This window comes from Ruegeria sp. CDSB136, assembly GCF_059610965.1.
Genome location: NZ_JBXWOP010000007.1, coordinates 55,887 through 77,797, shown reverse-complemented (window position 1 = coordinate 77,797; position 21,911 = coordinate 55,887). Strand labels below are relative to the sequence as shown.

Annotated in this window: 23 protein-coding genes; 9 read left to right on the top strand and 14 right to left on the bottom strand. The window is 58.7% G+C overall.

Annotated elements, in window-relative coordinates; translation table 11 throughout:
- Positions 1-7 precede the first annotated feature (7 nt).
- Entirely contained in the window at positions 8-463 is a 456-nt protein-coding gene (locus tag AC2FIR_RS09410; protein WP_170679178.1) for a tripartite tricarboxylate transporter TctB family protein, read from the bottom strand.
- Entirely contained in the window at positions 460-1,971 is a 1,512-nt protein-coding gene (locus tag AC2FIR_RS09405) for a tripartite tricarboxylate transporter permease (protein WP_480913669.1), read from the bottom strand. The genes AC2FIR_RS09410 and AC2FIR_RS09405 overlap by 4 nt, the downstream gene beginning before the upstream one ends.
- A 113-nt stretch (positions 1,972-2,084) precedes the next feature.
- Between AC2FIR_RS09405 and AC2FIR_RS09400 the strand changes: the two genes are divergently transcribed.
- Positions 2,085-3,125: a LacI family DNA-binding transcriptional regulator gene (locus AC2FIR_RS09400; RefSeq protein ID WP_496745865.1), complete on the top strand. Its 1,041-nt coding sequence runs from the start codon at positions 2,085-2,087 to the stop codon at positions 3,123-3,125.
- Between the two features lie 53 nt (positions 3,126-3,178).
- Here the strand turns inward: AC2FIR_RS09400 and AC2FIR_RS09395 are convergent, their stop codons facing one another.
- From AC2FIR_RS09395 to AC2FIR_RS09370, 6 genes are all read right to left on the bottom strand, one after another.
- Complete coding sequence (locus AC2FIR_RS09395) at positions 3,179-3,472, bottom strand: hypothetical protein (RefSeq protein WP_496745863.1); 294 nt, start codon at positions 3,470-3,472, stop codon at positions 3,179-3,181.
- Positions 3,462-4,514 carry a hypothetical protein gene (locus AC2FIR_RS09390; protein WP_496762206.1) on the bottom strand — a complete coding sequence of 351 codons (1,053 nt, stop codon included), beginning with the start codon at positions 4,512-4,514 and terminating at the stop codon, positions 3,462-3,464. Before AC2FIR_RS09390 ends, AC2FIR_RS09395 begins: the two co-directional genes overlap by 11 nt.
- Positions 4,511-4,921 carry a DUF4383 domain-containing protein gene (locus AC2FIR_RS09385; RefSeq protein ID WP_496745860.1) on the bottom strand — a complete coding sequence of 137 codons (411 nt, stop codon included), beginning with the start codon at positions 4,919-4,921 and terminating at the stop codon, positions 4,511-4,513. Before AC2FIR_RS09385 ends, AC2FIR_RS09390 begins: the two co-directional genes overlap by 4 nt.
- Positions 4,918-6,402, bottom strand: a complete 1,485-nt coding sequence (locus tag AC2FIR_RS09380) for an FAD-binding oxidoreductase (protein WP_496745859.1) — start codon at positions 6,400-6,402, stop codon at positions 4,918-4,920. The genes AC2FIR_RS09385 and AC2FIR_RS09380 overlap by 4 nt, the downstream gene beginning before the upstream one ends.
- Before the next feature lie 343 nt (positions 6,403-6,745).
- Positions 6,746-7,108, bottom strand: a complete 363-nt coding sequence (locus AC2FIR_RS09375) for a YybH family protein (RefSeq protein ID WP_480492158.1) — start codon at positions 7,106-7,108, stop codon at positions 6,746-6,748.
- A 195-nt stretch (positions 7,109-7,303) separates the two neighbouring features.
- A complete protein-coding gene (locus tag AC2FIR_RS09370; RefSeq protein WP_496745857.1) occupies positions 7,304-9,373 on the bottom strand; it encodes an oxidoreductase in 2,070 nt (689 codons plus the stop codon).
- A gap of 167 nt (positions 9,374-9,540) precedes the next feature.
- Between AC2FIR_RS09370 and AC2FIR_RS09365 the strand changes: the two genes are divergently transcribed.
- The 8 genes from AC2FIR_RS09365 to AC2FIR_RS09330 all read left to right on the top strand — a co-directional run bounded on the left by AC2FIR_RS09365 (position 9,541) and on the right by AC2FIR_RS09330 (position 17,127).
- Entirely contained in the window at positions 9,541-10,344 is an 804-nt protein-coding gene (locus AC2FIR_RS09365; protein ID WP_496745855.1) for a helix-turn-helix transcriptional regulator, read from the top strand.
- A gap of 301 nt (positions 10,345-10,645) precedes the next feature.
- Entirely contained in the window at positions 10,646-11,923 is a 1,278-nt protein-coding gene (locus tag AC2FIR_RS09360; protein WP_496762204.1) for a flavin-containing monooxygenase, read from the top strand.
- A 17-nt stretch (positions 11,924-11,940) separates the two neighbouring features.
- Entirely contained in the window at positions 11,941-12,357 is a 417-nt protein-coding gene (locus AC2FIR_RS09355; RefSeq protein ID WP_170611570.1) for a RidA family protein, read from the top strand.
- Between the two features lie 84 nt (positions 12,358-12,441).
- Entirely contained in the window at positions 12,442-13,116 is a 675-nt protein-coding gene (locus AC2FIR_RS09350; protein ID WP_480812777.1) for a DUF1028 domain-containing protein, read from the top strand.
- Between the two features lie 15 nt (positions 13,117-13,131).
- The gene (locus tag AC2FIR_RS09345; protein ID WP_496745850.1) at positions 13,132-14,628 is read left to right on the top strand and encodes an aldehyde dehydrogenase; all 1,497 of its coding nucleotides are present in this window, start codon (positions 13,132-13,134) and stop codon (positions 14,626-14,628) included.
- A 25-nt stretch (positions 14,629-14,653) separates the two neighbouring features.
- Positions 14,654-15,592, top strand: a complete 939-nt coding sequence (locus AC2FIR_RS09340) for a LysR substrate-binding domain-containing protein (RefSeq protein WP_496745848.1) — start codon at positions 14,654-14,656, stop codon at positions 15,590-15,592.
- A 117-nt stretch (positions 15,593-15,709) separates the two neighbouring features.
- Positions 15,710-16,858, top strand: coding sequence for an acetylornithine deacetylase (argE, locus tag AC2FIR_RS09335; protein WP_496745846.1), 1,149 nt, complete (start codon positions 15,710-15,712; stop codon positions 16,856-16,858).
- Between the two features lie 8 nt (positions 16,859-16,866).
- Positions 16,867-17,127: a CBU_0592 family membrane protein gene (locus AC2FIR_RS09330; RefSeq protein WP_496745844.1), complete on the top strand. Its 261-nt coding sequence runs from the start codon at positions 16,867-16,869 to the stop codon at positions 17,125-17,127.
- A 17-nt stretch (positions 17,128-17,144) separates the two neighbouring features.
- On the opposite strand, the gene AC2FIR_RS09325 is transcribed toward AC2FIR_RS09330, so the two are convergent.
- The 6 genes from AC2FIR_RS09325 to AC2FIR_RS09300 all read right to left on the bottom strand — a co-directional run bounded on the left by AC2FIR_RS09325 (position 17,145) and on the right by AC2FIR_RS09300 (position 21,836).
- Positions 17,145-17,507 (bottom strand): cupin domain-containing protein, encoded by a 363-nt coding sequence (locus AC2FIR_RS09325; RefSeq protein ID WP_496745842.1) that lies wholly within the window; start codon positions 17,505-17,507, stop codon positions 17,145-17,147.
- A gap of 14 nt (positions 17,508-17,521) precedes the next feature.
- A complete protein-coding gene (locus AC2FIR_RS09320; protein ID WP_496762201.1) occupies positions 17,522-17,836 on the bottom strand; it encodes a hypothetical protein in 315 nt (104 codons plus the stop codon).
- A 109-nt stretch (positions 17,837-17,945) separates the two neighbouring features.
- Entirely contained in the window at positions 17,946-18,983 is a 1,038-nt protein-coding gene (locus AC2FIR_RS09315) for an extracellular solute-binding protein (protein WP_496762199.1), read from the bottom strand.
- A 19-nt stretch (positions 18,984-19,002) separates the two neighbouring features.
- Complete coding sequence (locus tag AC2FIR_RS09310) at positions 19,003-19,812, bottom strand: ABC transporter permease (protein WP_170611552.1); 810 nt, start codon at positions 19,810-19,812, stop codon at positions 19,003-19,005.
- Positions 19,813-19,815: 3 nt separating this feature from the next.
- A complete protein-coding gene (locus tag AC2FIR_RS09305) occupies positions 19,816-20,745 on the bottom strand; it encodes an ABC transporter permease (RefSeq protein ID WP_170611550.1) in 930 nt (309 codons plus the stop codon).
- The gene (locus tag AC2FIR_RS09300; RefSeq protein ID WP_496745838.1) at positions 20,745-21,836 is read right to left on the bottom strand and encodes an ABC transporter ATP-binding protein; all 1,092 of its coding nucleotides are present in this window, start codon (positions 21,834-21,836) and stop codon (positions 20,745-20,747) included. The genes AC2FIR_RS09305 and AC2FIR_RS09300 overlap by 1 nt, the downstream gene beginning before the upstream one ends.
- Between the last annotated feature and the right edge of the window lie 75 nt (positions 21,837-21,911).

Below are 21,911 nucleotides of genomic sequence, written 5' to 3'. Positions count from 1 at the left end.
TGCGCGGTCAGAACAGAATTTCCCTTGGCGTGTAGACGTTCAGAAGCATGGAAAAGAGGCCGTACATCACCGCCACGAAGACGCCCGTGATGATCCCGCGCCGGATCCAGCTTTTGACGTCCGAATGCGGCGCCGGGTCATAGATCGACAGCAGGATGAAGAAGGCGATTGTCGTCGCGGTGTAAAAGCCCAGCGACTTGGCCGCCCAGAACACGTAGATCAGCGTCACGATCAAACCCGGCAGCATGTTGACAAACATGGTGCGCGTGACACCGTTGCCAACCTTGGACAATCCCATGACTGCCTTGCCAAACGTCCATCCGGCCAGAACCACAAAAACGGTTGCGATCAGACGCGGGAACAGGAACGCCTCGGCCGGTTGCTGGGTGTAGCTGACCCAGGTCACCCAAAGGCCGACCGCAAAGACAAGACCTGATCCGAATACATGCTGCGAACGGTTCATGCCTGTGCCTCCTCTTTGGTGGTGTAGCGACGGTGGCGCAGCTCCATCCAAACCGAATAGCCGACCGAGGCCAGCACAATGGCGATCAGGAACAGGTTCAACCCGCCACTCAGGAAGTATGCTGCCTTGCCCACGGTGGCGTCAGCAATCATTCCGCCCTGAATGAAGTTGGCTTCGGCGATGGGTCCCAGGATCAGGCCCAAGACCAGTGGCGCGGCGGAAAAACCGAACCGTTCCAGAAAGAACATGCCTATCCCCAGGCAAGCCATGACATAGACGTCACCCATCGAACCCTGAACCGAGTATGCTCCGAAAACGGACAGCGCCAGGACGATTGCAGCCATCACCGATTGCGGCACCTGCGCGACACGGGCTGCAAGACCGGCAACGTAAAGGCCAAAGATGCACATCAGCACCTGCCCGATCAGCATCGAGTTGATGAAGGTCCATGCCACGTCCGGGTGGTTGTCGAACAGGTCCGACCCCGGGAAGATGCCGTGGATCAGCAATCCGCCCAGCAGAACCGCAGCGGTGGGGCTTCCGGGGATCGAAAGGGTCAGCAGCGGCACCAGAGACGGGCCGACCATGGCATTGTTGGCGGATTCCGCGGCAATGACGCCCTCGGAATGACCGGTGCCGAACTTGTCTTTTTCGGATGAGAACTTCTTGGTCTGGTCATAGGCCACAAGGCCCGCGATCTGCCCACCGACACCCGGGATCAGGCCGATGATCGAACCTGTCAGGGTTCCGATGCTCAGGGCCCGCGTGCGGCTGAACAGCTCCCGGAAGGCGGCCATAATCGAATGGCGCTGTACCTCGATGACCTCGGCTCCGGCGTTGTGGCGCCCTTTGGCGAACATCGTCAGAACCTGCGGGATTGCGAAAAGTCCGATCAGGGCGGCAATGATGTTGATACCTCCGCCCAAGGCGGGATGAAAAATGAACCGCTGCGCGCCCATGATGTCGTCGAAGCCGATGGTCGCCAGCCACAGCCCGATGCAACCCGACAGCAACCCTTTGACAACCGACGCGGAATCCAGCGTTCCGATCACCGTCACACCCAGAATGGCCAGCCAGAACAGGTGCGACGGACCAAAGGCCAGCGCCCATTTCGCCAGAACCGGGGTCAGGAAGATCAGAAGCAAAACGCCAAAAATGCCACCCACGGCCGAGGCTAGAAAGGACAATTGCAGCGCCCGCGCTCCCTGTCCCTGTTTCGCCATGGTGTGCCCGTCCAGCGTTGTGGCGATATTGGCAGGCGCTCCGGGGATTTTCAGCAAAATGGCGCTGACCGCGCCGCCCGCAACGGTCGAGGTATAGGCAGCGCCCAGCAGGATCAGGCCCTGCGCGGCCTCAAGCTGGAAGGTGAACGGGATCAGCAACGCAACCGCCATCGTGGGTGACAGGCCCGGCGTCGCCCCAAGGATCAACCCGCCGATCGTGCCACCCAAAAGCAACAGGAACGAGAGCGGCGTGAACACATCTCCGAAGTAGTAAATGAATTCCATTCAGGGCCTCCCAACCCGTCGGTTCACACTTTTACTTTTGTTGACAAATCAGGTTAGGCGATGAAAATAGTATTGCAAATGTTTTCATAAAACCGACTGTGCGAGAGGGTTTTATGGCTAAATTTCAGAAGGATAAGGTGGATATCGTGGCCGTTGCAAAGGCCGCAAAAGTTTCACCCTCGACCGTTTCCCGCACCTTCAACCACCCCAATCTGGTCAACCCTGCGACTCGGAAAAAGATCAACCGGGCCGTTCAGCGATTGGGCTACATCCGCAACCGCGCGGCTCAGACGATGCATGGAAAACGGTCGGGCACGATCGGCCTGGTGGTGCCAACAATCAATCACGCCATTTTTGCCGAAGTCATTCAGGCTTTTTCGGATTCAATCGACAAGGCCGGCTTCAGTCTCTTGCTGGCGTCGCACGGGTATGACCTGGATCGGGAATACGCCATGGTTCGCAAGCTGCTGGAACATCGCGTCGACGGCGTGGCACTGGTTGGGTTGGAACATTCCGATGCCACCGCCCGACTGATCGAACAGCAGAAAATCCCGGCGCTTGCGATCTGGAACTATTCCGAGGATTCCGCCCTTCCCTGTGTTGGGGCAGACAATCGATTGGCCGGACGTCTGGCGACCGAGCACCTGCTGGCCTTGGGGCACCGGGACATTGGATTGATCTTCCCCAAAACGACCGGCAATGACCGTGCGCAAAACCGGCTGTCCGCCGTGCATGATGCACTTGAGGAAATGGGTGTATCCATCCCGAGCGAGCATGAGTCGGAAGCTCCGTACAGTGTGTCTCAGGCCAAGCAGGCCGCCCTGACCCTTTTGACGGAACAATCTCGTCCCACGGCCCTGCTTTGCGGAAATGACGTCATCGCGCAGGGCGCTTTGTTTGCGGCCCAGAGCCTAGGTTTGAAGGTTCCTGATGACCTCTCGATCATCGGTATCGGGGATTTCAAGGGATCCGCAGATGTCGAACCGGGGCTCACCACCATTCGAATCCCCGCCGAAACCATCGGCAAGCTCGCCGGTGAAAGGTTCACCGACTACATAACCTCGGACGAACCAGAGCCTTTCAGACTCTGCTGTGAACTGGAGTGCATTGTCAGGGGAACAACGGCCAGCAATCGTATTTCCCGAACTTGTTGAACGGTTTTTGCCCGTTACGACAAGACGTCCACGTGATCCCAGGCGGGCCTTGCTCAATCTGCCTTCGGCATGGGCAGGCAGCCTGTCAATCCCGCAGGCAGCACCATCCAGGCCCCCGACCGATACAATAATGGCACGAAGCCATCCTGCTCGGACGTGAGTGTAACGCTGACAACTGAAGCTGAGATCATCGATATTTCGTTCGGAAGGGACTGCAGAAACCCGTCGGTCGGGAACAAGACGACATAGGCCGGGGCCTCGTCCGTCAACAGGGCCGTCACCAGCATGATGACCAGCCAGCCGATCAGCATTGAAGGTACTGCAATCAGGACAGACCTAGTAGTCATGGATATGCTCCAGCTTCTGCTCTCCTATATCTAATGCACGGATCCGATTGGCCAATTCGGAAACTTTCACCACCATCAGATGCCGGTAATCGCCAGACCCTTGCCGTGACCGACTGTAGATCGCGCCGTCCATGTCCGGATCACCGGACAGAACTGTGAACAGGATGCCGTCATTCCCTGCGATCTCTACGAAATCCACTCCCTCACGCGCCCAGCGTTGCAGCAGAAGGGTCAACGCGCGGTAACGGGGGGTTTCAACTTCGATCCCCTGCGGATGCTCCGCCAGAACATGAACACCCTCCTCTGCGTCCAGCAGGGAACGGTCCGCATTTTCAACAATCATCCGCAGGGTCGGTTCATCCTGACCCACCTGCGCCACCGCATCGGCGATCACATCCGCATAAGCGGCCTTGACCCCGTATTCTATCCCCAGGGCGATCCGCCGCTCACGGTCCCGCAAATTGTCCGTGGCCTGTTCGTTCAATTCAGCCCGATCCTCGCGAAACCGCCATTTGTACCACGGAACCTGCTGCAAAAACCTGGCATAGCCAGCGGCTTGGCTGGCCGAGAGATCATCCAAAGGCGCCCGTGTCTGTCCGCGCAGCGCCGCGAAAACCCGGCCAAAGGTTTCCTCATAGGCGGCTTTGAGCAGCAATTCGACGGAAAAACTGACCCCGATCACATAGACCATTTGCTTGGTCGCGCCATCAACCTCGCCATGGGAACTTGCAGCAGCACTCAGCGCGCAAAGCGAGGACCAGAACCCTCCGACAGCGCGAAAATATCCGTACTCATGCGGATCACCGGATTGAATGACCGTGGCGTAATCCTCGTAAGCATGAACGATGTGCCATTCCGGATAGGTCATCAGGGTCCGGGTTTCGGGTCGGTGAAAGGCGGGATCGATCAGCGCCTCATAGGCGGCAGGCTGGCCCGACCCCCGGCACATGATTTCCACATAGGCAATCGGCGACAGCAATCCCGCAACGCAGATCACCATCACCAGAAACAGCCATTTGCAGTATCGCCACAGCCGTCTCACCCGCGCTCGGCTCCGCCGCGAAACCCGGCCCAGACGCCGATTCCCCCCAATGCCAGATGCGGCAGGTTCGCAAGGAACCGCGGCAGCGACCAATCGGTACCCAGCGATGCGTTGGTGAATATCCCCAGATCAAGGAACCCGTATCCGGTGAAGATGCCGAAAATCCCATCCCCAAGATAAGCCAGCCCGAAAAAGATCAGGAATGTCCGCGCCGCCCGATGGGAAAGTAGCCCCGCGATCAGCGCCCACAGGGCCGAAGCCACATGCAGGGCATCGTCGTAGATATCCAGCGCAAAGATGCCAAAAACCAGCCCATCTTCATCCGTCAGGCCCGGGATATAGTTCAGCGACGCCGCGATCATGAGCGCCACGAAATACCCCAAACACAGTTTTTGCAGATTGCTCATAGCTGCCCCAGATACTGATCCCAAAGATTGTTGCGCAGCACCAGATCGGGGTCCAGTTCCCGCTTGGCTTTCGCAAATTCCTCTGCCCTTGGGTAGGCGCCAATCAACTGGCCGATTGTGGCGTGCGGGCGGTAAGGCAGGTAATAGGCCCCACCGATCTCGACGATCCGGTCAATCAGCGCGCGGGTCATGCGCGCCATATCCGCTTCACCGCGTTGGGTCAGCTCCTGACTGAAGGACATGACGGCAGCAATCCGCGGTACACGGGCAAAGGACAACACAGACTGATCGTCCTGCGCCACATACCGAAGGGTCACGTTCAGGAACTCCTGATACGACGCCGGGATCACCTCGCGGCAGGCCTCGACAAAGCTGTCGAAGGCGTTAAACCCGACGAAATGCTCATGCAAAATGTCCGTCCGGTCGGGGTTGCGATCATCTAGTGTCACCACCGGTTCATTAATCAGCGAGTTGCGCGTCACCTCCCCCGACCCCAGAGCCGGGCCAACTCTGGTTTCATTCCACCAGCGGAAGGATTTGAACGTCTCATTGCCAAGCTGGGCGCGATAAATCCGGCTGGCCGCATGGGCCATCCATCCGGAACCGGAGGCCGCCGGCAGATCGTCTTGTTCTTCAGTCTCGCGATATGTGATCAGCAGCGCCTTTTGAAAGAACGACTCGCGTTCCACATTCAGCCGCCCATAGGCCATTGTCACTGTCGGATCCATGATTGCCGCCTTGAAACGGTCGGCAAATTCGCCGGTTTCCATCACATCAAATGCCGGAGACAGCCGGGCATTCCTGACCATCTCGATCTCCATGTCCACAATGACCCCGATAAGGCCGTATCCCCCCATCGCAAGGTTGAACAACTCCGTGTTTTCGGTTGGTGAACAGGTCACCAGATCGCCGGACGGCAACACCATCCGCAGGGACCGCACAGTGGATCCCATCGGTCCGAACGGCACCGGCCAACCATGCGCATTGACCGAATAGGTCGCGGCGAGGCCGAAGTCATTGTTGGATTGCATCACTTTGGGCGACCATCCCTGGGGGTCGAGCGCCGCAATAACATCCGACCACCGCGCGCCTGCATGGGCGCGATAGCTTTGATTGATCGTATCCAGTTCGATACGTGCATTGTCAAAAGTCATGGCCGTGCCATCACGCGGGATCGCTTGCCCCCCCATGGAATGACGCGCCGCGCCGACGTTCAGGGGCCGTCTTTCTGCACGCGCCTGTGACATTTCTCGCCGGATCACCGCAACCAGTTCCTGATCGCCCTCTGAAATCCGCAGATGTTTGTGGATCGGCGTCGCCGACAGACCGCTTGCATCGTTCAGGTAGTTCTCCCCGGTCGGCGCGACGATGCGGTTTGCACCTGCATAGGTGGGCAACTCCGCCCGAAACAGGCCTGCCAATCCCCATCCCGCCAAACCACCGGCACCGACCAGCGCGGCACGGCGTGTAAAATTCTTCATTATGTCTTCCTCCCACAGTCGGTGCGGAAACCCAAAACAATACTGAAATTAGCTGAGCTAATACCGTGTTTTGGAGGAGTTATCTCACAAAGTCATGGCTGCAGGGAAGGCACCGCAGAGAAATGAAACCAAGTGACAATTTCCGTGTGCGAAATGCCTGGAAGGAAACACGCCATTCCGCCCGATGACATGAAACTCTGCATCGGTCTCTCACGTTTTCGAACCCGCCGGTGGCGGCTTTCTGCGCGGATATTCAGACCGCCTTGGAACCAGTGATCAAAGCCGACCGACGAACATCACGACAGCTTCATGCAAGTGACGAACAATAACCGCACTGCTTGGTTCAGGCGTCGAAGTTCCAGATGTCGCGCTGAACCTTCCAGCCGTCGTTGCCTTTCTGGAAGTAGAGAATGTACTTCCCTGAGAGGTCCTGCCCTCCCATCGAGCCCGTCAACGTTCCCATGGTAACGGCAAAGTCTCCGCTGACATGCGCCCCGGTCGGGTTGGCCACGACGTTGCTTAGACCTCCGTCAATTGCGGCCTGCCAATACTCGCGGATCGCGGAGTGACCCGACATGGTCGGTGCGCCCGGCGGCATGATCGCGCCGTCTTCGGCATAGGGTGCGGTTGCCTTGCCGGCATCCTTTGCGTTGATCCCTTCAATGATTGCCGCATCGAGCGCTTTAACGGTGTCCAGAACTGACATCTTCTCCTCCCGAGTTTTCCCGCAGATGATCACAGACTACCACAGGTGCCCGAGTCGCTTCACATCTGCGATGCCAGGACCGGGTAAGCCCCGGGAAAAGCGGAAGGCGACGAAGGCCAATCGGCTCAGCTTAGGTCGCTTTGCCTCTGGTCCTCCATCGCCCGATTAGCGGCGGCAAACAAGCCCACGCCAATCTCAATCCGCTGCCAGTTCCGTGATCTCGCGGCGGAAAGGCAAGGCGTCTCCGATATCCGGCCCGTCCAGCTCGCGGGCGTATCGATGCCCGGCATAGGTTGCCCATGCAATCGGCCCCGGCGCATTGGCGTCTCCGATCAGCTTGACGGACTTGATGCCTGCCTCGGCCCAATAGGTCTCTTTCGCCTTAAGGGCGTTGTAGACGCCGTTGTTCTCAAGCCGGGATGCGACCATTACGACGGCATCGGCTTCGATCTTCCAGGTGCGGTCCGTATACACACAGTTCGATACCACGTGATCGGTGTGGATTTCCGCCACACCCTGATTGAGCACGATTTCGACCCCGGCTTCGACCAGTCGCGGGTGGATTGCGATCTGTTCCAGCGTGTTGTTCGTCCAGTCGCTGACATAGGCTGACGGCGTGACGAGCGTCACCTGCGCCCCGTTTCTCGCCAGCAACTCGGCCAGCACTCCGCCCATGTAGTAGTGGTCGTCGTCATACACCACCACGCGGCCCGAAGGGATCGTACCATCCATCAGGTCGTCAGGCGTATAGACCTTGGCGCCATCTGCAATCGGCATTGGCACGACATGCTGACGGGCAACACCGTCGCGACGCCATGTGGATCCGGTCGCGATACAGACGTTTTCGAATCCGAACTCAAGAATACTGTCGGCATCCAGTTCACTCTCGCGGTAGATCTCCACGTTCGGGCGCTGTTGCAACTGGTACTCCCGGTAGTCCACGACACGTCCCCAGGCACTGAGCCCCGGCAACGCGCGTTCGCGGGTGACACGTCCTCCGATCACGTCCCGCGCTTCGGCCACGGCCACATCGTAGCCGCGGCGGCACAGCGCCCAGGCCGCTTCAAGTCCCGCAGGACCAGAGCCGACAATCAGCACGTTCGAGCTGTCGCCCTTTTCGTTCATCTTCTCGGGGTGCCAGCCCTTGCGCCATTCCTCCATGAAGGTCGGGTTCTGGGTGCAGCGGCTGATCGACATGGTCATGTCGCCGGTGATGCAGATATTGCAGCCGATGCATTCGCGAATGTCGTCGATCCGGCCTTCCTCGATCTTCTTCGGCAGGAACGGGTCGGCAATGGATGGGCGGGCGCAGCCGATGAAATCCAGCGTTCCGGACTTGATCATCCTGGCCATCACATCAGGTGAAGTGAACCGCCCTACCCCGACAATGGGCTTGTCGGTGAGTTCATGAATGCCGCGCACAAGATGTTCCTGCGCCGCCTCTTCCTTGAACCGCGACGGGCCCGAGCAATCTTCCCATGTGCCCTGCGCCAGATCCCAGAGATCGGGTAGATCCTTGTTCATCTCGACATAGTCACGCACCTCGGCGTTCGAGAACCCAAGTTCGCCGATGGTTTCGTCCAGCGACACCCGCAGCGTGATCGCCATCTTGTCGCCCACAGCGTCGCGCATGTCAGCGATGACTTCCTGACTGAACCGGGCCCGGTTTTCCAGAGACCCGCCATATTCATCGCTGCGCTGGTTGGTGGCCCGGCTCAGGAAATGCTGAAAAATCCCGAACCCGTGTGCGCCATACAGGCAGATCAGGTCAAATCCGGCATCCTTCGACCGTTTGGCCGCATTCACGAACCATCGGCGCAGGTCCCGGATGTCCTGCTTGTCCAGTGCGCGCGCCTGAACCGGATCGTTGGTGAAAGTACGGATCGGCAATGCGGTCGGTGCCAGCGGTACCTCTTTCGTGTAAAGGTTCGGCCCGTTGATGCCCGAATAGGCCAATTGGATCCCGGCCAGCGCGCCATGTTCTTTCATTTTCTCGGACATCTTGCGCAGTTGCGGAATGTCCTTGTCTTCCCACAAACGCAATTCGATGAACGGCGTGATCTCCGAGGTATGGTGCATCTCGCACTGTTCGGTAAAGATCACGCCCCAGCCGCCCTCGGCCTTGATACCCCGCATCGCAGCAGCAGCCGAAGGATCACGATAGCCGCCGCCATTGCAGTGCGGCACCTGATAGAAGCGGTTCTTGGCGGTCAGCGGGCCAATCTTCATCGGTTCGAACAGAACATCATAGCGTGGATCGCGCATTGCTGGATCTCCCTTAGGCATCTGGCGGTATCGCCCTGTGGCGGGCCGAAATTCTGATGGTCAGAGCGTATTTCGCACTGGATATACCCCCTTATTTCGACAATCATGGTAGATCATGGATCATGAGGGGGTATATACCCCCAAAGAGGTATAGCGCCGTGGACCACATGCCCAAGCCAGAGCTTCTGGCAGACACAATCCTGTCCATAGGTACCACCGGGTTTGCCCGGCGATTGCAAAACTGGCTCGGCGCCTGCCTGCGTATCGATAACATGACCATCGTCGCTTTCTTCAAAAGCCGACAACCAGAGGTCTTTCTGACCCAAGCCAGCGAGAAGCGCGTTTTTGAACGTATGAACAGCCACTATGTAACAGGCGCTTACCTGCTGGACCCGTTCTATTCCCTGCACGCGGCAGACGCGGCAGATGGGATGTATCGGCTAAGCGACATTGCCCCGGACCAGTTTCATCGCAACGAGTACTACAAATCCTACTATCAACGCACCACGCTCGCCGACGAGATCGCATTCTTCTCGTCTCCGACGCAGGGCGTGTCGATAACCGTCTGTCTGGGGCGGGATGCGACCACCGCATCACGGTTTTCATCCCGTGATCTTGAACAGGCAAGGCAGCTGGCCCCGGTTGTAAACGCGCTGGTCAGGCAGAACTGGTCGGACCTCAGACCGCGGGGCTCAGACACGCCGGAAGATGTCGTCGATCTTTTGCGTCACCGACTGTCCTCGGAACTCGAGATCAGTTTGAGCGCAAGGCAAGCTGAGATCGCACTTTTGATCCTGCAGGGGCATTCGTCGGTTTCCATCGGCCTCACGCTTGGGATCAGCCCGCAAACCGTCAAAGTCATACGCAAGCAGCTTTACAGGAAATGCCAGATCTCTTCGCAGGGAGAGCTGTTTTATCTGATCGCACCGTACCTGTCCGATCACGGCCAACTGCAATCAAAACAAGCGTAAATCCTGCCAGATTAGCCAAAACCTAACTAAGGGTAAGCTAGACAGTAATTTCGCCCAATTCCAACTTGTGGAACGTTCCTCACGAAACGCGCAAGGCGTGCTGGATCGGCACGGAAAGCTGTAATCGCGAAGTGACCGTCGCCCGAACAATGGTCACTTTTACGACTGCACGCCGTCCTCCGAAATCGGTGACTACAGGGGCCTCCATATTTGGAGCCGTCTGTCAGACCCTATCCAGTTCAGCCAGGAGTTTGCCCGGCCATTTGTGTCGGACCGAGATACAGTCAAAGGGAAACGAAACATGCCCATCGAGAAAACGGACACACTGGTTGTTGGTGGCGGTCAAGCCGGTATCGCGCTCAGCGAGCATCTGGGAAACAACAATGTTCCGCATATCATTCTGGAAAAGAGCCGGACGGCCGAGGCATGGCGTACCGGTCGCTGGGATGCTCTGGTCGCCAACGGCCCGGCCTGGCACGATCGTTTCCCGAGCCTGCTGTTCAAGGGCGACGATCCGGATGCCTTTGTCTCGAAAGACCGGGTGGCCAACTATCTTGTCGAATATGCCGAAATGGTGAACGCGCCCATCCGCGAAGGTGTCGAGGCGCTCAGGGCCGAGCGTTTGCCCGGCGAGGGCGGCTTCCGTGTCGAAACTTCGGCCGGTGAAATCCATGCCAAGCGCATTGTTGCCGCTACGGGCGCTTTCCAGCATCCGGTGATCCCACCGATTGTGCCGGAAACGGAAGGTGTCGACCAGATTCACTCGTTTTTCTACAAGAACCCCGGCCAATTGGCCGAAGGTGCCGTGATGGTCGTCGGTGCCGGATCATCCGGCGCACAGATCGCGGATGAGCTGAACCGGGCCGGCCGCAAGGTGTTTCTGTCGGTTGGACCGCATGACCGCCCGCCGCGCCGCTACCGAGGCCGGGATTTCGTCTGGTGGTTGGGCGTTCTGGGCCTGTGGGACGTGGCCGCGATGAAGCCGGGAACCGAACACGTGACCATCTCGGTCAGCGGTGCCTATGGCGGGCACACAATGGATTTCCGTCGTCTTGGCAACGAAGGCGTCACCTTGGTTGGCATGACAAAAAGCTTCGAGAACGGCGTTCTGAGCTTTGCCGACGATTTGCAGCGCAATGTGGCCGCTGGCGATGCCAATTATCACGAAATGCTGGATTTGGCGGACGCCTATGTGGACCGCACCGGCCTTGATCTTCCGGAAGAACCCGAGGCCCGCGAAGCCTTCGCCGATCCCGACAGCCTGACCAATCCGCTCGGTTCGGTCGATTTCACCAAGGAAGGCATTACCACGATCATCTGGGCCACGGGTTTCCGTCAGGATTTCAGCTGGATCAAGGCCAATGCCTTCGACGACAAAGGCGCGCCGATCCATCAGCGCGGGGTTTCGGTTGAACCGGACGTGTATTTCCTTGGCCTGCCCTGGCAGTCGCGCCGCGGCTCGACCTTCCTGTGGGGCGTCTGGCACGACGCGAAATACATTGCCGATCAGATCGCGATCCAGCGGGCCTATGCCGATTATGACGGCGAAGCAGCCATCATTGCCCCCGCAGCAGAGTAAGAAGACAGGACCCCGACATGGCGCATACACGTATCCGCAAATTCAATACCTCCGACACCTACCCCGAGCAAAACCTCGACAACGACCTTTGCCAGGCCGTTGTGACTCAGGGTGGCAAGACCGTCTACCTGCGTGGCCAGTGCCCGCAGAACCTCGACGATGCGGTCAACATCGAAAGTCACGACCCGGTCGAGCAGACCCACAAGGTGATGCAGAACATCAAGCAGTTGATCGAGGAATGCGGCGGCTCGATGGAGCATCTGGTCAAGGTCGTCGTCTACATCACCGATGTCCGCCACCGCGAGGCCGTCTATCGCACCATGGGCGAGTACATCAAAGGCGTTCATCCGGTCTCAACCGGTCTGGTGGTTCAAGCGCTGGCGCGTCCGGAATGGCTGGTCGAAATCGACGGCACCGCCGTCATCCCTGACTGATCGTTTCGATCAGTCGACAGACCGGACCGCGTCCCTTTCTTGCTCTCACGCGCGGTCCGGTTGCTGTGATTCAAGGAGACCTGAATGACTTTTTCATTGGTTGCCCGCTGCGCTGAAACCGGAATGTTCGGCTTAGCGATTTCCTCCTCGTCGCCCGCCGTGGCGGCCCGCTGTTCCTTTGCCCGCGCCGGAGTCGGGGCAGTCGCAACGCAGAACGTGACGGACCCCAGCCTTGGCCCGCTGACGCTGGATCTGATGGAACAGGGCAAGACCGCACCCGAGGCTATCGAGGCCATGAAGGCCGGCGCAAAATTCATCGAATACCGTCAGGTGCTGGCTGTGGACACGGCCGGGCGCACCGCAATCCATTCCGGCCCGAACAGCCTTGGCATCTGGACACAGGCGCAGGCCGAGAACGTCGCCTCGGGCGGGAACCTGCTGGACAATGACGGCATTCCGCAGGCCATCGTCGACGGGTTCCTTTCCGCCTCGGGCCATATCGGCGACCGCCTGATTGCCGCGATGCGCGCGGGACTTGCTGCGGGTGGCGAGGCAGGTCCGGTGCATTCCGCAGGCCTGAAGATTGTCGACAAAGTTAGCTGGCCGGTGGCCGATCTGCGCTGCGACTGGACAGAAGATTGTCCCATCGAGGCCGTCGCAACCGCTTGGGACATCTACAAGCCACAACTGGACGCCTACATCCAGCGCGCACTCGACCCGCGCGAGGCGCCCTCCTACGGCGTACCCGGCGACCAGTAATCAGGGAGAGACAGAATGTTGGACTATTCACACGAAGACTGGAAAGCCCGTGCCGCCGGTCTGTCGTTCCGGGGGCAGGCCTTCATCAATGGCTCGTTCGTCGATGCTGCCTCTGGCAAGACCTTTGACAGCGTCAATCCGGCCACCGGTGCGGTTCTGACCAAAGTTGCGGAATGTGACGAAGAGGACGTCAACCGGGCCGTGGCCGCGGGACGCGCTGCGTTCGAAGATGGCCGCTGGTCACGCATGGCACCTGGGGACCGCAAGGCGGTGATGCTGAAGCTGGCCGATCTGATCCGGGACAATCTGGAAGAGATGGCGCTGCTGGACAGCCTCGACATGGGCAAGCTGATCACAGATGCCGCCACCATCGACGCGCCGGGGTCCGCGCATTTCTTCCAGTGGTATGCCGAGGCCATCGACAAGGTCTATGACGAGGTTGCCCCCACCGGTCCCGGCGATCTGGCACTGGTCCGCCGCGTCCCCCTTGGTGTCGTTGGCGCCGTTACCCCATGGAACTTCCCACTGGACATGGCCACGTGGAAAGCCGCCGCCGCGCTGGCCGCAGGAAACTCGGTTGTGTTGAAACCGGCCGAGCAATCGCCACTTTCGGCATTGCGCCTGGCCGAACTGGCCGCCGAGGCCGGTGTCCCGGACGGGGTCTTCAACGTCGTGCCGGGCTATGGCGCGACGGCCGGTCACGCGCTGGGTCTGCATATGGATGTGGATTGCCTGGCCTTCACAGGCTCGACCGCCATCGGCAAGATGTTCATGCAGTATTCGGGGCAGTCGAACCTGAAACAGGTCTGGCCGGAAACCGGCGGCAAAAGCCCCAATCTTGTCTTTGCCGATTGCGAGGATCTGGACACCGCCGCCGACATGGCCGCCTTTGGAATATTCTTCAATCAGGGCGAGGTCTGCTCGGCCAACTCGCGGCTGTACGTCGAACGCTCGATCAAGGATGCCTTCGTCGAAAAGCTGATTGAGCGGGCGCAGGCGACGCAGCCGGGCGATCCGCTGGACCCGGCCTCGAAAATGGGCGCCATCGTCGACGAAAAGCAGACGCAAGGCATTATCCGTTTCGTCGAAGAAGGCAAGAAATCGGCCAATCTGGTGACAGGCGGCGAGCGTGTCACCGTAGACGGCAAAGGCTGCTTTGTTCAGCCCACCATCTTTGACGACGTGAGCCACGACAACCCTCTGGCCCGCGATGAAATCTTTGGTCCCGTCCTGTCGGTCATTCCCTTTGACAGCGAGGATGAGGTCGTCGCCATGGCGAATGACTCGATCTACGGTCTGGCGGCCTCGGTCTGGACCGACAACCTCAGCCGCGCCTGCCGGGTGTCCGACAAGTTGATGGTCGGCACTGTTTCGGTCAACACCGTTGACGCCCTGTCTGCCCAAACGCCATTTGGCGGCATGAAACAATCGGGCTTCGGACGGGATTTGTCATTGCACTCGCTTGAAAAGTATACTGCTTTGAAGACCACGTGGATCAAGTACACGGCTTGATCCGCAACCACGCGGGGATGCGCCATTGCCTTTCAGATACACGCTGCGGCAGCTGGAATACTTTGTGGCCGTTGGAAAGGCAGGCAGCATCGCCGCTGCCAGCGACAAACTGAATGTCTCGTCGCCGTCGATCTCGGCGGCGATCACCCAGCTTGAGCTTGAGTTCGGCGTCAATCTGTTCGTACGCGAACACGCGCGGGGCCTGTCACTGACCAAGGCCGGGCACAAGTTCATGGAGCGCACCGAATTCGTTCTGCGCGAGGCCGAACTTCTGGCGACGCTGGCAGGTGAAATCACCGGCAAGGTTCAGGGCATCCTTTCTGTGGGTTGTCTTATGACCTTTGCGCAGATCGTCCTGCCCGGATTGCGGCGGGAATTCGAGATCACATACCCCGACGTCCGCATCGAGCAGCGCGAACTCAATCAGGCGGAAATCTTCAGCCAGTTGCGCCGGGCAGAACTGGATATCGCGCTGACCTATGATCTGGATATACCTGCCGATCTGGAATTTCGACCCCTTCACAAGCTGCCGCCATATGTCGTCCTGGGTGAAGGCCACCCGCTGGCCGACCACACAGAGCTGACGATCCCCGATCTTCAGGACAGCCCGATGGTGCTATTGGACCTGCCGTTCAGTGGTGAGTATTTCCTGTCGTTCTTCCGGGATGCCAATATCAAACCGAATATCGGGGAACGCACTGCCGACATGTCCGTGATGCGGTCCCTGGTTGCCAATGGCTTCGGATTTTCGATCGCAAATATCCGCCCCCTGAATGTGCTGTCGCCCGATGGCAAAAAGCTGATCTTCGTTCCTTTGGCAGGGGATCTCAGACCGATGCATCTTGGGTTGCTAACGGCACGGGCCGAGAATGAAACCAACACGGTGAAGGCCTTTGTCGAGCATTGTGAACAAGCCGAGAAGTCCGGCACGCTCCCGGGTCTCTGCAATCAGAAAGCGGGCTGATATCAGCTTCGTTTTATCCTAACCTCTGCTTCGCCAATCCCGGATTTATGTTTTTTGCAGGTCGTATAGGCTGTGCACAACACGGGTATTTTCATCCAAATCACAGGCACAAAGCGTATGACGTCCTCGCTGGAAATTCTGGAAAAGCTGGTCAGCTTCGATACGGTCAGCAAGAACTCGAACCTTGAACTGGCCAGCTATGTCGAAGCGTTTCTTGAGGCGCGCGGTTTTGCTGTTCACCGCATCACCGACCCCGGTGGGGAAAAAACCGGTCTTTATGCCGAAAAGGGACCGGACGGAGATGGCGTTTTGCTGTCCGCGCACACGGATGTCGTTCCGGTCGAAGGGCAAAGCTGGACCAAGGATCCCTTCCGGCTGACCCGCGAAGGTGACCGGCTTTACGGGCGCGGCACAACGGACATGAAGGGTTATGTGGCCTCGGTCATGGCTTTGGCCGACCGCACGGGCACCTCGAACCTGCGCGAGCCGCTCAGGATTGCATTGTCCTATGACGAAGAAGTCGGCTGCGTTGGCATTCAGCACATGCTGGAGCGGCTGGCACCGATGCTGGGTCAACCCCGCGCCTGCTTTGTGGGCGAGCCCACCGAGATGCAGGTCGCTGTCGGTCACAAGGGAAAAGCAGCATTGCGGGCTGTCTGCCACGGGCAAAGTGGTCATTCGGCGTTGGCGCCGAAATTCGTCAACGCGCTGCACCTGGCGACTGATTTCGTGAATGAGTTGCGCGCCCTGCAAAAAACCTATGCCGCAAGTGGAAACATCGACCCGGAATACTCCGTTCCCTACACAACCTTTCACGTCGGCATGATGTCCGGCGGCAAGGCTTTGAACATCGTGGCGGACCGCGCCGAGCTGACCTTTGAATACCGGCATCTGGCATCGGATCGCGGCAAAGATATCCTCGACCAGCTACAGGATGCGGCCCACAGAGTTGGTGCGGCGTATCAGAACCTATGCCCCGAGGCGCGCGTCGAGGTCGAACAATATAACGCCTATCCCGGTCTGGACGTGCCCGAGACGGATGCCGTCATCGGCTATGCCCTGAAGCTGTCGCAAAACAACGCGACCACCAAGGTCGCGTTTGGCACCGAGGCCGGGTTTTTCAGCGAGTTGGGCATTCCCACCGTCGTTTGCGGGCCGGGATCAATGGAAAGGCAAGGACACAAGCCGGACGAATATCTGGACCTCGGGCAACTCAGCGCCTGTGACGCGATGATGGACCGTATCCTGGCCGATATCAGCCACTGAGATCGAATATGGAATTGCTGCAGGACCTCACTCTTGTTGACGGAATCGGCCTGTTGGGGTCGGCAATTATCGTGTGCGTCTACTATCTGGCGACATGCAATGTCCTTCCCGCAAACAAGATACCCTTCAATGCCTGGAACATTCTGGGCGGATCACTGGTCATGATTTCCCTGATCCATCGGCCAAATCCGGGCGCAATCGTGATCGAGGTCATGTTCATTTTCATCGCCATTCTGGCGGTCTTGCGAAACTTGCGCGGCGCACGGTAACCCGCGCCGCGCGCCTGTCATTCCGCAATCATGTAAAACTTGCGCAATGTCTGCGTGATTTCCCACGTACAGGGCGTGCCTTTGGGTACAAAAAAGGTGTCTCCGGCCCCAAAAACCTGCGCCACCCCGTCCGATCCGGTCAGCGTGACCGAACCCGAGATCACGGTCATCATCTCATCCACCGGATAAGCCTCGATATCCTCGCGACAGGGCGCGCATTCCCATACCCCTACCGAAATCTTTTCATCCCGGCTTTCGAAAAAGCTGCTTATGGTCTCGGTCTTGTCCGAGCTGGTGAAATCACCGTCAGCCACTAGGGAAGACGGGACAAAGCCGGATTCGGGGTGGCCATCGGCCAGCAAGCGGATAGGTTTGGTCATGCTTTCCTCCTTTTTTAACTCAGTGGCATCGGCAGAATTTTCGGCACCGGGCTCTCGCTGCTATCCAGGTCCCGTGCCCAGCGGTGTCCGGCATGGAAGGCTGCCGCAAAGACCGACGGGGCCTCGCAATCGCCGATCCGGCTGACGGATTTGACGCCTGCGTCCTCCCACTCGTCCCCGCACACAATCAGGTTCTGATAGACCTGATCTTCGGGTTTTTTTGACGTCAGCGCAACAGCCGTGCCCAACGGCAGCGCCAAACCTGCACCACCATGGATGCAGCGTCGCGCACGGTCAAAAAGCGCCCATCGCAAGCTGGACATCATCACCGAGCGTGCGCTTTTCCTGCTGCTGCTCAAACTCGTCGCAGTACCGATAGAGTAAAAGACCGGGCGGCCTGGCCGCCCGGTAAATTGGTGCTTATTGCACGGGGAGAGTTTACTTCTTCAGATTTGTCCAGATCTGGTCATAGACGGCCTGAACTTCCTGCGAACAAACCTCGATAAAGACGCCCGGTCCGACTTTGTCGTGCGGGTTCTTTTCCGGTTGCGTCGCAAGCGCGGGGTTCAGGAACTCTTCGACACCTGCGACCCCCGCGTTATAGCGGGCAAAGTTGGTGACAGCGGCGATGTTTTCCGGCTCCAGCAGGAAGTCCATGAATTTCAGCGCGTTGTCACGGTTCGGCGCATCCTTCAGCAGAACGACATTGTCCATCCACGCGATATAGCCCTGGGTCGGATAGGCATATTCGACATTTGCGCCTTCCTCGCGCGCCTTGGCCGAGAACCCGTCATAGATCTGGCCGACCGCCGCATCGCCCGAGACCAAAACCTCTTTGGCGGTGTCCGAGTTGAAGGATGACCAGTGCTGCTTGGCCTCTTGCAGCATGGCGTTCAGCGCCTTGAGCTGTTCGCGGTCGGTGGAACACTGCGGGATGCCCATGTGCAGCGCCGCCATGGCCATGACCTCACCCTGGCTGTCCAGCATGTTGATCCGCCCCTGCAACTCGGCCGGCGGGTTGAACAGGATGTCGGTGGTCTGGATGTCGCCGGAATAGACATCGCGGTTCACGGCAAAGCTGGTCGAGCCCCACTGATACGGGATCGAATGTTTGCGGCCGGGGTCAAAGCTGGGATCGGCCCATTCGGGTTCGATATTGCCCTTGTTCTTCAGTTCGCCGTCTTCGATCGTGTCCAGCATGCCCTCGCCTGCCATGATCGACACCATGTAGTCGCCCGGCACCGAAACATCATAAGTTCCGATCCCGCCAGCCTTGAGCGAGGCGAGCATCGCCTCGTTTGAATCGTAGGTGTCCATGGTCACCTCGATGCCGGTTTCCTCGGAGAATTTGTCGATCAGCTCCTGCGGGATGTATTCGAACCAGTGATAGACAACCAGTTCGCCTTCGGCTGCTGCTGCATTTGCGCCCAAAGTCAGGGCCAGCGCGGCGACGCCGCTTTTCATCATATGTTTCATTGTGTTCTCCCTCTGTTGGTTATTTCGTGTTGTCAGTTTTGCTGACGAAGTAGCTTATCGTGACCATGATGACGGACACGGCCAGCAGCATGGTCGAAATCGCCATGATATTGGGTTTGAGACCCTGTTTGACCGAACCGAAGATCGCCGTCGGCAGGGTTTCGACACCCGCGCCTTTGACAAAGTTGGTGATGATGAAGTCATCCAGGCTGACGATGAAAGCCAGCAGGAAGCCCGAGATGATACCGGGCATCATCAGCGGCAGCAGAATCTTGGTAAATGCCTGCCGCTTGGTGGCATAAAGGTCCTGCGCGGCCTGTTCATAGCTGTCCTCGATCCCCTGCATCCGGGCCGAGATCGGCAAATAGGCAAAGGGAATGCAGAACGCGATATGAGCCAGCAGGATGGTCATGATGCCGCGTTCAAATCCGATCGAATTGAAAAAGATCAGGGTTGCAACGGCCGTCACGATCTCGGGCACCATCAGTGGCAGGCTGATCAGGCCGAATGACAGGGTGCGCAGCTTGAACCTGCCGCCCCGGACCATTCCGGTCGCCGCCAGTGTCGCAATTGACGTCGACACTGTGGCTGCAACGATGGCGATGATAAAACTGTTCTTGGCGGCCTGCTTGAACTTATCGCTTTCCGGTCCGGTGAACACGTCCGCATACCAGCGCAGCGACAGACCTTCCCAGTTTGTCAGTGATTGCGAGGCATTGAAGCTGTAGATCGTCACGACCAGCAGCGGCGCATACAGAACGATCAGACACAACAGGGTGATACCTTTGAAGCCGCGATAGGACTTGATGTCGAATTGCTTGCTTGCCATCGGTCAGCCCTCCGCTTTCTCGGCTTTGGCCTGTTGCCGTGCAAACAGCATCAGCAGGATCAGAACCATGGTCAGCAGGATCATCGACGCAGCCGCGCCAAACGGCCAGTTACCGGCATTGCCCTTGAACTGTTCCTCGATCAGCGAGCCGATCATAAAGTTCTTGGCGCCGCCCAGCAGGTCGGGGGCAAGGAAGGAACCCATTGAGGGAACGAACACAAGGATGCATCCGGCGATCACGCCGGGCTTCACCGCCGGAAGGAGAATGCGCCGCAAAGTCGTCCACTTGGTTGCATACAGATCCGCTGCCGCCTCGCTCAGCGCGAAGTTGTAGCGTTCCACCGCCGCGTAGATCGGCAGCACCATGAAGGGCAGATAGGAATAGAACAGGCCCAGTTGCACCGCGAAGTTGGTATTGACGATATGCAGGGGGCTGTCGATCAAACCGATGCTGATCAAAAAATCATTCAGCGGACCCTGGTCGCGCAGCAGGAATTTCATCGACACGGTCCGGATCAGCAGGTTCACCCAGTACGGGATCGTGATCAGGAACACCCAGACGGGCCGCATGTTTTCGGGCCGGGTGGCAATGAAATAGGCCGTCGGAAAGCCGATCACCAGGCTAAGCACCGTCGCCGCGCCCGCCTGCCAGATCGAACGCCAGAAGATGGTGAGGTAGGTCCATTCGATCTTGGGCGGTTCATCCCCGAACAGACCACGGTCAAAGAAGAACTGATCATAAGCGGCCAGCGAAAACTCCCAGATCACGCCGCCGCGGAACTCTTTCGTCAGGAACGAGTAGACCAGCATCATGAACACCGGTGCCAGGACCAAAATGCTCAGCGTCACCCATGCAGGCAACAGCAGCCAAGTGCGGGCCTCCTTATAGGTGTCGGTCGTTGCGCTGCCGCCGCTTGCTGCACCGGCGGCCATCAGTCCACCAGGAGGCGCGCGGCCCCCAGCTCCATGTTGACGAACATCTCGGTGCCCGGCTCGAAGATGCGCTTGTTGCCGCGATCAGAGTTCGACGTGCGCACCACGAAATCGGGTCCGTCCTGCAGATCCACGATCGTGGTGATGTCGGTGCCGACAAATATGTTGTCCTTCACGCGCCCCTTGAGGCTTTCGCTTTCGACCGGTTTGTCGGACATGTACAGACGCTCGGGTCGGATCGACATGTGAACCTTTGACCCCACCCCGACACCTTCGACCTGATCACAGGTCAGTTCGTGCCCGCCGCCCAGATGACAGATCGCGCGACCGTCCCGGAGCCCGTCGACGGATACTTCCAGCAGGTTCGTCTCGCCGATGAAATCGGCAACAAACATGTTGCGCGGTCGCTCATAGATATCCGTCGGCGCGCCCAGTTGCTGCATTTCACCTGCTGACATCACCGCAATGCGATCGGACATGGTCAGCGCCTCTTCCTGATCGTGCGTCACGAAGATAAAGGTAATCCCGGTTTCCCGCTGCAGGTGCTTCAGTTCAAGCTGCATGGCCTTGCGCAGCTTCAGGTCCAGGGCGGATAGCGGCTCGTCCAGCAACAGCACTTTGGGCTGTGGCGCCAATGCACGCGCCAACGCGACCCGCTGTTGCTGGCCGCCCGAAAGCTGGCTTGGTTTGCGCGCCGAAAACTGGCTGAGCTGCACCAGTTCCAGCATTTCACCGGCTTTCGTGCGCGCCTGAGACTTCGACGCACCGCGCATCTCAAGCCCAAAAGCCACGTTGCCCAGAATGGTCATATGCGGAAACAGCGCATAGTTCTGGAACACCGTATTCACCGGGCGCTTGTTCGGTGGCAGGTTTTCAATCTCATCGCCATACAGGAAAATGGCGCCTTCGGTCACGTCCTCGAACCCGGCAATCATCCGCAGCAAAGTGGTCTTGCCGCAGCCCGACGGCCCCAGAAGCGTAAAGAACTCATTGTCCATGATCGACAGTGAGATCCTTTTCAGCGCCGTAAAGTCGCCGTAGCGCTTGACCGCATCCCGCACGTCAATCGCGACATTTCCACTGTCAGACACATCCGCCTCCCTAAGCACCGCGAAATTTGGCACAGGTATATACGGAGCGGCGAAACCTCTGAAGAATTGAGTTCC

Excerpts from the sequence above, each read along its gene's own strand:
- AC2FIR_RS09310 (WP_170611552.1), bottom strand. The coding sequence starts at position 19,812 with ATGGCAAGCAAGCAATTCGACATCAAGTCCTATCGCGGCTTCAAAGGT.
- AC2FIR_RS09325 (WP_496745842.1), bottom strand. The coding sequence starts at position 17,507 with ATGACCAAACCTATCCGCTTGCTGGCCGATGGCCACCCCGAATCCGGC.
- argE (WP_496745846.1), top strand. The coding sequence starts at position 15,710 with ATGACGTCCTCGCTGGAAATTCTGGAAAAGCTGGTCAGCTTCGATACG.
- AC2FIR_RS09345 (WP_496745850.1), top strand. The coding sequence starts at position 13,132 with ATGTTGGACTATTCACACGAAGACTGGAAAGCCCGTGCCGCCGGTCTG.
- AC2FIR_RS09400 (WP_496745865.1), top strand. The coding sequence starts at position 2,085 with ATGGCTAAATTTCAGAAGGATAAGGTGGATATCGTGGCCGTTGCAAAG.
- AC2FIR_RS09355 (WP_170611570.1), top strand. The coding sequence starts at position 11,941 with ATGGCGCATACACGTATCCGCAAATTCAATACCTCCGACACCTACCCC.
- AC2FIR_RS09305 (WP_170611550.1), bottom strand. The coding sequence starts at position 20,745 with ATGGCCGCCGGTGCAGCAAGCGGCGGCAGCGCAACGACCGACACCTAT.
- AC2FIR_RS09380 (WP_496745859.1), bottom strand. The coding sequence starts at position 6,402 with ATGAAGAATTTTACACGCCGTGCCGCGCTGGTCGGTGCCGGTGGTTTG.
- AC2FIR_RS09330 (WP_496745844.1), top strand. The coding sequence starts at position 16,867 with ATGGAATTGCTGCAGGACCTCACTCTTGTTGACGGAATCGGCCTGTTG.
- AC2FIR_RS09375 (WP_480492158.1), bottom strand. The coding sequence starts at position 7,108 with ATGTCAGTTCTGGACACCGTTAAAGCGCTCGATGCGGCAATCATTGAA.
- AC2FIR_RS09385 (WP_496745860.1), bottom strand. The coding sequence starts at position 4,921 with ATGAGCAATCTGCAAAAACTGTGTTTGGGGTATTTCGTGGCGCTCATG.
- AC2FIR_RS09405 (WP_480913669.1), bottom strand. The coding sequence starts at position 1,971 with ATGGAATTCATTTACTACTTCGGAGATGTGTTCACGCCGCTCTCGTTC.
- AC2FIR_RS09365 (WP_496745855.1), top strand. The coding sequence starts at position 9,541 with ATGCCCAAGCCAGAGCTTCTGGCAGACACAATCCTGTCCATAGGTACC.
- AC2FIR_RS09395 (WP_496745863.1), bottom strand. The coding sequence starts at position 3,472 with ATGACTACTAGGTCTGTCCTGATTGCAGTACCTTCAATGCTGATCGGC.
- AC2FIR_RS09410 (WP_170679178.1), bottom strand. The coding sequence starts at position 463 with ATGAACCGTTCGCAGCATGTATTCGGATCAGGTCTTGTCTTTGCGGTC.
- AC2FIR_RS09315 (WP_496762199.1), bottom strand. The coding sequence starts at position 18,983 with ATGAAACATATGATGAAAAGCGGCGTCGCCGCGCTGGCCCTGACTTTG.
- AC2FIR_RS09360 (WP_496762204.1), top strand. The coding sequence starts at position 10,646 with ATGCCCATCGAGAAAACGGACACACTGGTTGTTGGTGGCGGTCAAGCC.
- AC2FIR_RS09350 (WP_480812777.1), top strand. The coding sequence starts at position 12,442 with ATGACTTTTTCATTGGTTGCCCGCTGCGCTGAAACCGGAATGTTCGGC.
- AC2FIR_RS09370 (WP_496745857.1), bottom strand. The coding sequence starts at position 9,373 with ATGCGCGATCCACGCTATGATGTTCTGTTCGAACCGATGAAGATTGGC.